We start from the raw sequence: 12,321 nt of genomic DNA, 5'->3' as shown, positions 1-12,321 counted from the left end.
GCAGTTTTCCTCCCCCTCAGAGCGTCACGTCCACGCCGCCGGCGCCGGGGGCGCAGGCCGCACGCAGGTCGCGCGCCATTTCCGCCCCGGTCTGGTAACGCTGCTCCGCGTCCTTGACCAGGGCCTTGTTGATGATTTCCGCCAGGGCCGCGGGCACGGCCGGATTGGCCAGGCGCACGTCGGGGCTGGCCTCGTTGGCGATCTTGAACATCAGCTGGGCCATGGATTCGCCATGGAACGGCAGCTGGCCGCAGCACAACTGGTATAGGGTCACGCCCAGGGAAAACAGGTCGGAGCGACCGTCGATCTTCTTCCCCGCCAGCTGCTCCGGCGACATGTAGGACGGGGTGCCGAGAACCATGCCGGTACGGGTGCGGGACGAATCGGTGATGCGGGCAATGCCGAAGTCGGTCACCTTGACCTGGTCCGACTCGGGCTCGTACATGATGTTGGCCGGCTTGATGTCCCGGTGCACCACGTTGTTGCGGTGGGCGTAGTCCAGGGCCTCGGCCACCCGGGCGACGATGTCGGCTACCCGCTCGGGCGGCAGCAGGTGGTCGGCCTTGGTGAAGGGCACCAGGTCCTTGCCCTTGAGGAACTCCATGGCGATATAGGCCAGGTCGTGCTCTTCGCCGGCATCGAAAATGGTGACGATATTGGGATGGTTGAGGCGGCCGGCGGTTTCCGCCTCGCGGAAGAAGCGCTCCTTGACGTCGGCCAGCTCGTCTTCCTCGAACTCCTGGGCCAGGGCCATGGTCTTGATGGCCACCACCCGGTTGATCTTGGGGTCGCGCCCCTGGTAGACCACGCCCATGGCGCCCTTGCCCAGCTCCTTTTCCACCTGGTAGCGGCCCAGCATGGGCTTTTCCACCTCGCCGCCGGTGAGTATCTGGGTGCCCCCGCTGCTGCGGGCGCCGGCGCCGCCGAGCATGATGGTTTCCGACATGGCCTTGGCCCGGGACAGGCGCATTTCCAGGTCCCGGAACTTGGGGTTGTAGCCGGACATGTAGCGGAACACGGCCTCGGCCTTGTTGAACTGGCGCTTGCGTTCGAAGTCCAGGGCCAGGTTGTAGAGGTTCTCCATCAACTGGTCGTCCAGGGGGCACTTGCGCAGCTTGTCGAAGGCCATGTCGAGCTGGCCCTGGCCCTGGAAGGCCAGGCCCAGCATGCGGTTGGACTCGGCCGACTCCTGGTCGGATTTCTCCTTGCCCCGCTCCGTCACCAGGAAGCGCTTGGTGGTGAGCAGGAGATGGCCCAGCAGCAGCAGGGTGGCGGCGCCCATCAGCTGCAGCCACAGGCCGGCCCCCAGCATCAGGCCGAAGTGCAGGCCGAGCAGGGCCGCCAGCAGCAGGGCAGTGAGCCCGGCGCCGACGCCGGCGGAAAGCCGGGGCAGCAACAGGATCAGGTACAGGGCCACCAGCAGGTAGGCGGCCAGCTCGGCCCCCAGGCCCCAGGCCGGGATGACGAAGAAGTGTTCCTGCAGGATGCTGGAGACGGAGTGAGCCAGGGTCAGCACTGGTGCCATGGCCGGGGATACGGGCGTCACCTGGCTGGAGCCGACCCCGGCGGCGGTGGCGCCGATGAGGACGATCTTGTCCTGGTACTTGGCGGCGGGAATCTTGCCGGACAGCACGTCGTAGAAGGAATCCACCGCAAAGGCGGGCTTGCCCTCCCGGTCCTTGTAGAAGAAGGTCAGCATGCGGCTGGCCGGGTCTGTCGGGATGCGCAGCTTGCCCAGGCGCACCGACTCCCCCAGGGTCGCCTGGATGTCGGCGGGGCCGAGGTTGAGGCTGCGGGCGGCGATCAGCAGGGACAGGGAGGGATAGAACTGGTCGTAGTAGCTGAGCACCAGGGGTTCGCTGCGGATGCCGCCGTCCACGTCCACGGAGGCGTTGAGATGGCCGATGGCGGCGGCCTTCTCGCCGATGCCCGGCACCGGCAGCTGCACCGCGTTGGTAGGCAGGGCAAAGCCGCTGCCGGCATTGACCCGGGTCAGCTGGTTGCGGCTGACGAACTCCGGCAGGGGCTGATCCGGGCGCCCCAGGGGATCGCCCAGCTGGAACAGCATGGGCAGCAGCACCGTGTCGGTGGCGCCGTAGCTCTGGGCCAGGCGGCGGTCCGTGTTGAGGGCGGCCTCGGCCTCCTGCAGGATGCCGGCGGCCTCCGCCGGCATGGCGCCCTGGCGGGAGAGTTCCAGCAGCCGGGTGATGTAGGCGTAGCCCGGATCGATCTGGGGCTCGGAGAACAGCACCGTGTTGCCGATGACCTTGGCCTTGGCCCCCACCAGGAGGTCGGTGAGGCGGGCATGGACGTCCCGGGACCAGGGCCAGCGGCCGATGTTGGCGATGCTCTGGTCGTCGATGGCGATCACCGCCACCCGCTCGGACGGGGTCCGGCTGGAGGCGGCCACGCCCATGTCGTAGGCCTTGCGCTCCAGGCTCTGGATCAACTCCCCATTGGCGGCGGCCAGCATGGCCAGGGACAGGGCCAGGCCGAGGAACCAGTCGGTCTTCCAGAATCCGGCTTTGCGCATGGCGCAGGGCCTCCAATGCCAAATTGATTAGTTGTCTTCTTCTATGGCCTGCCGGAACGGCCCAATGCTGGCTCCCTCCGACTCCCTCGTGCCGCAACCCTATTATTCAGCGGCGTATTCTGCATTCTTACAGTGCCGCCTTAACTCAGTCAAATGGGATTCTCGCCGAGAAAGCCGGCGCCGGGCGCGCCATAATTCACGCTCCCCGGCGGGCGAGAAACAAACGGGCGTTTTCAGCCGCCGAACGGCAGTTCCAGGCCCAGCCCCCGGGCCGGGGCCTGGGCCAGCACCAGGGAGGCCAGCACCAGATCCTGGACCGCCAATCCCTGGGATTCGAACAGGGTGATCTGCTCGGGCGAACTGCGCCCGGCACGGCGGCCGACGATGACATCCCCCAGCTCCACAAGCTGGCGGGCGGAAAGGCGGCCCTTCTCCAGCAGGGGCACCAGGTCGCCGGCCTCCTTCAGGGCCGTATCCACCGTATCCACCGCCACCAGGTCGCAGCGGCGCACGGCGGCTTCGGACAGCTCCTGGCGGATCAGGGCATTGGAACCGGCGGCATTGATGTGCACGCCCGGCACCAACCAGTCGGCGTCGAACAGGGGGGCGGCGGCCGTGGTGATGGTGCCGATCACATCGGCGCCGCGCACCGTCGCTTCCGCATCGGCGGCGGGGACGATCTCGACCCCGGGCAGGCGCTGGCCCATCTCGGCGCAGAAGGCTTCCAGCTTGTCCCGCTTGCGGCCATAAACCTTGACCCGGCGCAGCGGCAGGGCGGTGCAGATGGCTTCAACATGGCCCCGGGCCTGCCAGCCGCTGCCGAAGACGCCGGCCACTTCGGAATCGGGCCGCGCCAGCCATTTGGCGGCGATGCCCGAGGCGGCGCCGGTGCGCATCATGCCCAGGTAATCGGCTGCCACCACGGCCTGCAGCACGCCGCTGGCGGCGTCGAAGAGAAAGACGTTGAAGCGGTTGCCGCTGCGGTTGCTGGTGTAGGCCTTGTAGCCCAGGATGCCCAGCCCGGGCAGGCCGCCGTGCAGCAGGTGCAGGGCTGTCTGGGGCAGGCGGGTGCGGGCCCGGGGCGTGTCCTGGGCGGCCAGGGCGCCCTCCCGGGACAGTTCGCGGTGGGCGGTTTCCACGGCCTCCAGGGCCATGGGCATGGTCAGCACCGACTGGACGTCGGCTTCGCTCAGATACAGGGCCATTCTTACTCCACGGTAATATCGACGGGGGCCGGGCGCCGGGCCTGCAGCACCTTGCCGGCCAGCACCACCAGCACGGCGGCGAGGAGGCCGACGGCCTTGGGCAGCCAGGCCGGAGTGCCGGTCAGCCAGGGGGCCAGGCCGGGATCGGCGGCGATCATTTCGCCGGCGACGAAGCCGAGCAGGGCGGCGCCCAGGGTCACCACCACCGGCCAGCGCTCCATCAGCTTGAGGATCAGCTGGCTGGACCAGACGATCAGGGGAATGCTCACGGCCAGGCCGAAGAGCAGCAGGAACAGGCTGCCGTGGGAGGCGCCGGCAACGCCGATGACGTTGTCCAGGCTCATGACGAAGTCGGCGACGATGATGGTCTTCACCGCGCCCCACAGGTGGTCGGCGGCGTTGATGTCGTGGCCGTCGTCGTCCTCCGGCAGCAGCAGCTTGATGCCGATCCACAGCAGCAGCAGGCCGCCCACCAGCTTGAGCCAGGGCAGGTTCATCACCAGGGCGGCGAAGGTGGTCAGCACCACGCGCAGGCTGACGGCGCCGGCGACGCCCCAGAAGATGCCTTTCTTGCGCTGCTCGGGGGAAAGGTTGCGACAGGCCAGGGCGATGACCACGGCGTTGTCGCCGGAGAGCACCACGTCGATGGCGATGATCTGGGCCACCGCCAGCCAGAAAACGGGAGAAGTGAGGTCGAGTTCCATGGGGCCGGATTGTACCGTGGCAGGGCCCTGGCCCGGCATTTCCCGGACAGGCGGGGTCTGCGATGACAGAGCATGGAGCCGCTCAGGCAGGAAGGACGGGCATTTCCGGCATGGCATCGCCAGCAGCGGCGCCCCGCCTGCCTCCCAGGGCACGCCCCAAAAGAAAAAGGCGGGCCAGAAGGCCCGCCTTGGCGTTGCGCCGGGGACGCTGCTTACTTCAGCAGGCCCTTGAGCAGACGGCCCATTTCGGAGGGGTTGCGGGTCACGGTGAAGCCGCACTCTTCCATGATGGCGAGCTTGGCGTCAGCGGTGTCGGCACCACCGGAAATCAGGGCGCCAGCATGGCCCATGCGCTTGCCCGCGGGGGCAGTCACACCGGCGATGAAGCCGACGATGGGCTTCTTCATGTTGGCCTTGCACCACATGGCGGCTTCGGCTTCATCGGGACCGCCGATTTCGCCGATCATGATGACGGCGTCGGTATCCGGATCGTCATTGAACATCTTCATGACGTCGATGTGCTTCAGACCGTTGATGGGGTCGCCACCGATACCCACGGCGGAAGACTGGCCCAGACCGATTTCGGTCAGCTGGGCAACGGCTTCGTAGGTCAGGGTGCCGGAGCGGGAAACCACGCCGATGCGACCCTTCTTGTGGATGTGACCGGGCATGATGCCGATCTTGATTTCATCGGGGGTGATCAGGCCGGGGCAGTTGGGACCCAGCAGCAGGGTCTTCTTGCCGCCCTTGGCTTCCTTTTCCTTCATCTTGTTGCGCACTTCCAGCATGTCCCGCACGGGGATGCCTTCGGTGATGCAGATGGCCAGGTCCAGGTCGGCTTCAACGGCTTCCCAGATGGCGGCAGCAGCGCCGGCGGGCGGCACGTAGATGACGGAAACGGTGGCGCCGGTGTCCTTGGCAGCTTCCTTGACGGTGGCGTAGATGGGGATGTCGAAGATCTTCTCGCCAGCCTTCTTGGGGTTCACGCCGGCAACGAAGCAGTTCTTGCCGTTGGCGTATTCCTGGCACTTTTCCGTATGGAACTGGCCGGTCTTGCCGGTGATGCCCTGGGTGATGACCTTGGTGTCTTTGTTGATCAGGATGGACATTCAATAACTCCTTACTTGACCGCGTCGACGATCTTCTGGGCCGCTTCGGCCATGGTATCGGCGGAAATGATCGGCAGACCGGAATCCTTCAGGATCTGCTTGCCCAGGTCCTCGTTGGTGCCCTTCATGCGGACCACCAGCGGCACGGACAGGTTCACTTCCTTGGCCGCGGTCACCACGCCGGTGGCGATGGTGTCGCACTTCATGATGCCGCCGAAGATGTTGACCAGGATGCCCTTGACCTTGGGGTTCTTGAGCATGATCTTGAAGGCTTCGGTGACCTTCTCGGTGGTGGCGCCGCCGCCCACGTCCAGGAAGTTGGCCGGCTCGGCGCCGAACAGCTTGATGGTGTCCATGGTGGCCATGGCCAGACCGGCACCGTTCACCAGACAGCCGATGTTGCCGTCCAGGGAGATGTAGGCCAGGTCGAACTTGGAGGCTTCGATTTCGTCGGCGTCTTCTTCATCCAGATCGCGGTATTCGACGATTTCGGGATGACGGAAGAGGGCGTTGGAGTCGAAGTTGAACTTGGCGTCCAGAGCCTTGATGTTGCCGTTGCCTTCCAGGATCAGCGGGTTGATTTCCGCCAGGGAAGCATCAGTTTCCATGTAGCACTGGTACAGCTTCTTGATCTCGGCCTGGGCCTTGGCCACGGAGTCGGCGGGAACGCCGATGCCCTGGGCCAGGTTCAGGGTCTGCTGGTCGGTGATGCCGACCAGGGGATCAACGAATTCCTTGAGGATCTTCTCGGGGGTGGCGTGGGCCACTTCCTCGATGTCCATGCCGCCTTCGGAGGAGGCCATGACGGCGACCTTCTGGGTAGCGCGGTCGGTCAGGACAGCCAGGTAGTATTCCTTCTTGATGTCGGCGCCTTCTTCAATCAGCAGGCGGCGGACCTTCTGGCCTTCCGGGCCGGTCTGGTGGGTCACCAGTTGCATGCCCAGAATCTGGGTGGCGTATTGGCGCACTTCATCCAGGGACTTGGCAACCTTCACGCCACCGCCCTTGCCGCGGCCACCAGCGTGAATCTGGGCCTTCACGACCCACACCTTGCCGCCCAGTTCCTCGGCGACCTTGACAGCTTCGTCGACGGAGAAGGCAGGCTTGCCGCGCGGCGTCGTCACGCCGAACTTTCTCAGGATCTCCTTACCCTGATATTCATGAATTTTCATGCGCTTTCCTTGCTTGGTTGAAGTTGCGAGCAAAAGGCAGGAGTGTCTCCCCTACCCCATTTTCTGGTCACGGTACCAGCGCGGGTAATAGCGCTGGACCGCTTCCGAAGTGGATTCGAGGGCATGGCAGCGGTCAAGCTGATAAGGCTTGTGACCATGGTCCTCGTTGTCTTTCATTTCACTGGCAAAGGTCTGGATCGCCGCCGTCGGCAGCACCATGACCAGCTCGGTCAGATGGGAGCAGCCTTTGACATCGCCAAAACGCTCCTTGACCGCCCTGCGGAAGCCGTGAAACAGATTCAAGCCTACCAGCCTGTTGTAATCCGCGTTGATACGGTCGCATTGTCCCACATAGGGCATGCCGTCCGTCCGGGTCTCCGCCGCGAGAATGTTGAATTCCCGATCGATGGTGACCCGTACCCACATATCGTGCACCGGTTCTCCTGCTGGCCGCAGCCCGGAGGAAAGGGGGTAATCATGATCCTTGACGTCGGTCAGACGCGCCTCCACGTCCCACAGACCATCCTCGCGCTTGAAGCCATACAACTGGATGCTGCGGACGTGCAGGCGCTGGCGGGCAACAGGGGCAGGGGAAAGTGGCATGGGGAGGCCGGATTCTTTATGCAACGGATTACAGCAGCGGAGCGCTATCTTATTGTTAGTCCGCCAATATTAACACAAGAAAAAAGGCGCCCCGCTGTTTTGCATTCATAATTATGGATACAAATCCCGGGCCCGCAGCGCCTCCATTTGATCCAGATTAAGCGCCCCCCGCCGCGTCGCCCCCAGAATCCCGGACAGCATTATTACAACGACAAAAAGTCGGGGAGAAAACCATGCACCGGGAGTCCGCCGCCGCCCTGGAAGGGGAACGCATCGCCCGCGCCAGCCGGGACGAAATCGCCGCCCTGCAGCTCAAGCGCCTGCAACAGTCCCTGCGCCACGCCTACGAGAAGGTGCCCCATACCCGGGCCAAGTTCGACGCCCATGGGGTCCATCCGGACGACCTGAAGACCCTGGCGGACCTGGCCAGGTTCCCCTTCACCGGCAAACAGGACCTGCGGGACAACTACCCCTACGGCCTTTTCGCCGTACCCATGCGCGACATCGTGCGGGTACACGCCTCCAGCGGCACCACCGGCAAGCCCACCGTGGTCGGCTATACCGCCGGCGACATCGACCGCTGGGCCGACATCATGGCCCGGGCCCTGCGCGCCGCCGGCGCCGGACCGGAGGACATCGTCCATGTGGCCCACGGCTACGGCCTGTTCACCGGCGGCCTCGGCGTCCATTACGGCGTCGAGCGCCTGGGCGCCACGGCGGTGCCCGTTTCCGGCGGCCAGACCGAGCGCCAGGTGCAGCTCATCGCCGACTTCAAGCCCACGGTGCTGGTGGTGACGCCCTCCTACGCCCTCAACCTGGCCGACGAATGCGAGCACCAGGGCTTCGACCTGGCCGGCTCCAGCCTGCGCATCGGCCTCTTCGGCGCCGAGCCCTGGGGCGAAAGCATGCGGGCGGAGATCGAGCGCCGCTTCGGCATCGCCGCCATGGACCTCTACGGCCTGTCGGAAGTGATGGGCCCCGGCGTCGCCAGCGAATGCATCGAATCCCGGGATGGCCCCACCATCTGGGAAGACCACTTCTACCCGGAGATCATCGACCCCAATACCGGCGAAGTCCTGCCCGACGGCGCCCACGGCGAACTGGTGTTCACCTCCCTGACCAAGGAGGGTATGCCGGTGGTGCGCTACCGCACCCGGGACCTGACCACCCTGCTGCCGCCCACGGCCCGCAGCTTCCGCCGCATCGGCAAGATCACCGGCCGTTCCGACGACATGCTGATCATCCGCGGCGTCAACGTCTTCCCCAGCCAGATCGAGGAATTCGTGCTCAAGCAGGCCGAGCTGTCGCCCCACTACCAGCTGGAGGTGTGGCGTGAGGGCCACCTGGACAAGCTGGACATCCGGGTGGAACTGAAGCCCGAGTTCGCCAATGCGGGCACCCACGTCTCCGAGCAGGCGGCGCGGGAGCTGCAGCATCACATCAAGTCCTATATCGGCATTTCCACCCGGGTGCGGGTGGAGGCGGTGGGCAGCATCGAACGGGCCGTCGGCGGCAAGGCCCGGCGGGTGGTGGACAAGCGGCCGCAATAGCGGCCGCCTGGAAGGCAGGCAGGACGCCGCTGCCAGCCGTGCCTTGCCTGACAACGAGGCGGGATGCGTCTTTTCAGGCAGGACCGGCGAAGCGCCCTATTCCCGGGTTGCCGCCAGCACCCGCCACAGCAGGCCGCCCAGCAGCACCGCCGCCAGCACCAGGCTGGCGGTGGATGCGGCCCAGTAGCCGGCCACGCCCATGGCCGGGCTGCCGTAGGCCAGCCACCAGCCGCCCCCCAGGCCGACACCCCAGAAGCAGAGGGTATGGATCAGCATGGGCAGGAAGGTGATCTTGCAGCCCCGCAGGGAAAAGCCCGCCACCGTCTGGATCGCGTCGAACAGCTGGTAGGCCGCCAGATAACCCACCAGGCCGACTGCCACCGCGGCCACCCGGCCATCCCCCGTGGCGGCTCCCACCAGGGGCCCGGCGCCCCACCACAGCAAGCCCCCGAACAGCAGCGACAGGCCGGTGGCCAGGACCATGCCGGCACCGACCGCCCGCTCCATGCCGGCCTGATCCCGGGCCCCAGCCGCCCGCCCGACCCGGGCCAGGGTGGCGATGGCCACCGCCAGGGGCAGCATGTAGAGCAGGGCCGCCAGGTTGGCGACGATGCGGTGCCCCGCCACCACGGTGGCCCCTTCCCGGGCGATGAAGAGGGCAATCAGGGTGAAGGCGCTGATTTCCACCAGGTTGGAAAAGCCCATGGGCAGCCCCAGGCGCAGCAGCTCCCGCAAGCGCACCCACTGGGGCCGGTGCCAGCGCCCCAGCAGGGCCAGGGGCGCCAGGGCGGCCGAGCGCCGCAGATAAGCGAAACCGCAGAAAAAACCGACCCCGACGATGATCAGGGTGGACCAGCCGGTGCCCTCCACCCCCAAGGGCGGGCCACCCCAGCGCCCCTGGATCAGGCACCAGGAGAGGGGCAGGTGCAGGGCGGTGGTCGCCAGGCTGATCAGCATGAAGGGCCGGGAATGGCCGAGGGCATTGGCGAAGGCGAACAGGGTGCGGTACAGCAGCACCAGGGGCAGGCCCCAGGCCAGCAGGTCGAGGTAGGCCCGGGTCTTGGCCTCCACCGCCGGCTCCATGGTGGCCATGGCCAGCAGCGGGTCGGGGAAGCGCATCAGCAGGCAGGCCGGCACGGCCAGCACCAGGGCCACCCAGAAGGCCTGCTGCAGGGCGGCGGCGATTTCCCCGTGGCGCCCAGCGCCGTGCAGGTGGGCCACCACCGGCGCCACCGCCTGCAGCACGCCGGCGCAGGCCATGATGACGGCAATGTAGATGCCGCCGCCGATGGCCACCGCCGCCAGGTCGGCGGCACCGTAGTGGCCGAGCAGGGCCGTGTCGATCAGCATCAGGCCCATGGAGGCGAGTTGGGCCACCAGGATCGGCCAGGCGTGTCGGGCAATGTGGCGGATTTCCTCCCCCAGGCGGGGAGCGGCAGGAGCAGGAACGGAAGCGGTCATGGCGCCCGCAGTATATAAGGGAAGGCAGGCCGCCGACGGGGCGCCCCCGCCTCCTTCGTGGCAAATGCATTGAGCGGGGGGGGAAAATCCCGGAAAATGCGTGACTTGCCCCAGCCGTTAGGGAGGAGGGGGCCATGACAAGGACTATATAAAAATGACGGCAGCAAAGATCGGCCTCGACGCCATCGAAAATGCCAGCCGCGACGAAATCACCGCACTGCAGGTGGAACGTCTGCGCTGGACCCTGAAGCACGCCTACGACAACGTGCCCCACTACCGGGCCAAGTTCGACGCCCAGGGCGTGCATCCGGACGACTTCCACAGCCTGGACGACCTGCGCAAGTTCCCCTTCACCACCAAGCAGGACCTGCGGGACAACTACCCCTTCAAGATGTTCGCCACGCCCCGGGAAGAGGTGGTGCGGGTGCACGCCTCCAGCGGCACCACCGGCAAGCCCACCGTGGTCGGCTACACCCAGAAGGACATCGACACCTGGGCCCACCTCATGGCCCGCTCCATCTACGCCGCCGGCGGCCGCCGCGGCGACATCATCCACGTCGCCTACGGCTACGGCCTGTTCACCGGCGGCCTGGGCGCCCACTACGGGGCCGAGGCCCTGGGCTGCACGGTCATCCCCATGTCCGGCGGGCAGACGGAAAAGCAGGTGCAGCTGATCGCCGACTTCGCGCCGCGCATCATCATGTGCACGCCCTCCTACATGCTCAACATCGCCGACGAGTTCAAGCGCCAGGGCATGGATCCCCGGGGCACCTCCCTGCGCATCGGCATCCACGGCGCCGAGCCGTGGACCGACGGCATGCGCCAGGAAATCGAGAACCTGCTGGGTATCGACGCGGTGGACATCTACGGTCTTTCCGAAGTCATGGGCCCCGGCGTCGCCAACGAGTGCATCGAGTCCAAGGACGGCCCGGTGATCTGGGAAGACCACTTCTACCCGGAAATCATCGACCCCAACACCGGCGAAGTCCTGCCCGAGGGCAGCCAGGGCGAGCTGGTATTCACCTCCCTCTCCAAGGAGGCCCTGCCGGTGGTGCGCTACCGCACCCGGGACCTGACCCGCCTGCTGACGCCCACCTCCCGCAGTTTCCGCCGCATCGGCAAGATCACCGGCCGCTCCGATGACATGCTGATTATTCGTGGCGTTAATGTGTTCCCCAGCCAGATCGAGGAATTGATCCTCAAACAGGCCAAGCTGTCCGGCCATTACCTGCTGGAAGTGGCGCGGGACGGCCATCTGGACAGCATCACCGTGAACGTGGAAATGAAGCCGGAGTTCGGCATCGCCACCGCCGCCGAGAAGGAATACGTGGCCCACGAGCTGCAGCACCACATCAAGTCCTACATCGGCATTTCCACCCAGGTGCGCATCGTCGAGGTCGGCGGCATCGAACGTTCCGTCGGCAAGGCCAAGCGGGTCATCGACAAACGCCCCCGCTGAGCCCCGCCCGGCGCCCCCCGGATCGCCCGCCAGGGCGCATCCGCAAGCCCTGGGCGGCAGATGGGCCTTGTCTCTGATATAAATCAGAAATAATTGACCGCTGCCGCCCCTATCCCCCATTATTCGAAGCTAAAAACGCCTTGAGGGAAGCTGCTCCATGAAAACCATTTTCCTTGTCGACGATTCGGCAACCATTCTGCTATCCATCTCCAACATCCTCGCCAAGGCAGGCTATGCTGTTGAAAAGGCTGGAAATGCGGAAGAGGGAATGAAGAAGTTCCAGGCCGGGGTGAAGGTGGACCTGCTCATCACCGACCTCAACATGCCCGGCATGAACGGCATCCAGTTCATCCGCGAAGTGCGCAAGCTGCCCAATTACAAGTTCATGCCCATCCTGTTCCTGACCACCGAGTCGCAGCAGGAAAAGCGGGCTGAAGCCAAGGCGGCAGGGGCCTCCGGCTGGATCGTCAAGCCGGCCACCGCCGACCAGCTCCTCAACACCATCAAACTGGTACTGCGCTAAGC

General features: G+C 65.9%; 10 protein-coding genes. 3 read left to right on the top strand and 7 right to left on the bottom strand.

The genetic code is table 11. From position 1 onward, the window contains the following. Nucleotides 1-16: 16 nt before the first annotated feature. The 6 genes from AC3QLZ_RS14280 to AC3QLZ_RS14255 all read right to left on the bottom strand — a co-directional run bounded on the left by AC3QLZ_RS14280 (nucleotide 17) and on the right by AC3QLZ_RS14255 (nucleotide 7,326). Complete coding sequence (locus AC3QLZ_RS14280) at nucleotides 17-2,533, bottom strand: CHASE2 domain-containing serine/threonine-protein kinase (RefSeq protein WP_014236545.1); 2,517 nt, start codon at nucleotides 2,531-2,533, stop codon at nucleotides 17-19. 233 nt (nucleotides 2,534-2,766) lie between these two features. Next, a complete protein-coding gene (locus tag AC3QLZ_RS14275; protein ID WP_492783261.1) occupies nucleotides 2,767-3,738 on the bottom strand; it encodes an ornithine cyclodeaminase family protein in 972 nt (323 codons plus the stop codon). A 2-nt stretch (nucleotides 3,739-3,740) separates the two neighbouring features. Beyond that, nucleotides 3,741-4,442, bottom strand: coding sequence for a TerC family protein (locus tag AC3QLZ_RS14270; protein ID WP_014236543.1), 702 nt, complete (start codon nucleotides 4,440-4,442; stop codon nucleotides 3,741-3,743). Nucleotides 4,443-4,654: 212 nt separating this feature from the next. Next, entirely contained in the window at nucleotides 4,655-5,551 is an 897-nt protein-coding gene (sucD, locus tag AC3QLZ_RS14265; RefSeq protein WP_014236542.1) for a succinate--CoA ligase subunit alpha, read from the bottom strand. An 11-nt stretch (nucleotides 5,552-5,562) separates the two neighbouring features. Then, complete coding sequence (sucC, locus tag AC3QLZ_RS14260; protein WP_014236541.1) at nucleotides 5,563-6,723, bottom strand: ADP-forming succinate--CoA ligase subunit beta; 1,161 nt, start codon at nucleotides 6,721-6,723, stop codon at nucleotides 5,563-5,565. A gap of 51 nt (nucleotides 6,724-6,774) precedes the next feature. Continuing rightward, entirely contained in the window at nucleotides 6,775-7,326 is a 552-nt protein-coding gene (locus AC3QLZ_RS14255) for a DUF2889 domain-containing protein (protein ID WP_014236540.1), read from the bottom strand. Nucleotides 7,327-7,559: 233 nt separating this feature from the next. Here AC3QLZ_RS14255 and paaK (AC3QLZ_RS14250) point away from each other — a divergent pair, with 233 nt between their 5' ends. Further along, on the top strand, nucleotides 7,560-8,876 hold the full coding sequence (paaK, locus tag AC3QLZ_RS14250; protein WP_014236539.1) for a phenylacetate--CoA ligase PaaK: 1,317 nt from the start codon (nucleotides 7,560-7,562) through the stop codon (nucleotides 8,874-8,876). Between the two features lie 96 nt (nucleotides 8,877-8,972). Here the strand turns inward: paaK (AC3QLZ_RS14250) and AC3QLZ_RS14245 are convergent, their stop codons facing one another. Beyond that, nucleotides 8,973-10,337: an MATE family efflux transporter gene (locus tag AC3QLZ_RS14245; RefSeq protein ID WP_014236538.1), complete on the bottom strand. Its 1,365-nt coding sequence runs from the start codon at nucleotides 10,335-10,337 to the stop codon at nucleotides 8,973-8,975. Between the two features lie 154 nt (nucleotides 10,338-10,491). On the opposite strand from AC3QLZ_RS14245, the gene paaK (AC3QLZ_RS14240) reads away from it, so the two are divergent. Both paaK (AC3QLZ_RS14240) and AC3QLZ_RS14235 read left to right on the top strand, forming a co-directional pair. Then, the gene (paaK, locus tag AC3QLZ_RS14240; RefSeq protein WP_014236537.1) at nucleotides 10,492-11,796 is read left to right on the top strand and encodes a phenylacetate--CoA ligase PaaK; all 1,305 of its coding nucleotides are present in this window, start codon (nucleotides 10,492-10,494) and stop codon (nucleotides 11,794-11,796) included. Nucleotides 11,797-11,953: 157 nt separating this feature from the next. Further along, the gene (locus tag AC3QLZ_RS14235) at nucleotides 11,954-12,319 is read left to right on the top strand and encodes a response regulator (RefSeq protein ID WP_014236536.1); all 366 of its coding nucleotides are present in this window, start codon (nucleotides 11,954-11,956) and stop codon (nucleotides 12,317-12,319) included. The last annotated feature ends 2 nt before the right edge of the window (nucleotides 12,320-12,321 follow it).

The organism is Azospira sp. MPR-LB4 (assembly GCF_058809525.1).
The sequence above is the reverse complement of the archived record's forward strand: the minus strand, read 5'-3'. Positions and strand labels throughout refer to the sequence as shown.

Excerpts from the sequence above, each read along its gene's own strand:
- sucD (WP_014236542.1), bottom strand. The coding sequence starts at position 5,551 with ATGTCCATCCTGATCAACAAAGACACCAAGGTCATCACCCAGGGCATC.
- AC3QLZ_RS14280 (WP_014236545.1), bottom strand. The coding sequence starts at position 2,533 with ATGCGCAAAGCCGGATTCTGGAAGACCGACTGGTTCCTCGGCCTGGCC.
- AC3QLZ_RS14245 (WP_014236538.1), bottom strand. The coding sequence starts at position 10,337 with ATGACCGCTTCCGTTCCTGCTCCTGCCGCTCCCCGCCTGGGGGAGGAA.
- paaK (WP_014236537.1), top strand. The coding sequence starts at position 10,492 with ATGACGGCAGCAAAGATCGGCCTCGACGCCATCGAAAATGCCAGCCGC.
- AC3QLZ_RS14235 (WP_014236536.1), top strand. The coding sequence starts at position 11,954 with ATGAAAACCATTTTCCTTGTCGACGATTCGGCAACCATTCTGCTATCC.
- sucC (WP_014236541.1), bottom strand. The coding sequence starts at position 6,723 with ATGAAAATTCATGAATATCAGGGTAAGGAGATCCTGAGAAAGTTCGGC.
- AC3QLZ_RS14275 (WP_492783261.1), bottom strand. The coding sequence starts at position 3,738 with ATGGCCCTGTATCTGAGCGAAGCCGACGTCCAGTCGGTGCTGACCATG.
- paaK (WP_014236539.1), top strand. The coding sequence starts at position 7,560 with ATGCACCGGGAGTCCGCCGCCGCCCTGGAAGGGGAACGCATCGCCCGC.
- AC3QLZ_RS14255 (WP_014236540.1), bottom strand. The coding sequence starts at position 7,326 with ATGCCACTTTCCCCTGCCCCTGTTGCCCGCCAGCGCCTGCACGTCCGC.
- AC3QLZ_RS14270 (WP_014236543.1), bottom strand. The coding sequence starts at position 4,442 with ATGGAACTCGACCTCACTTCTCCCGTTTTCTGGCTGGCGGTGGCCCAG.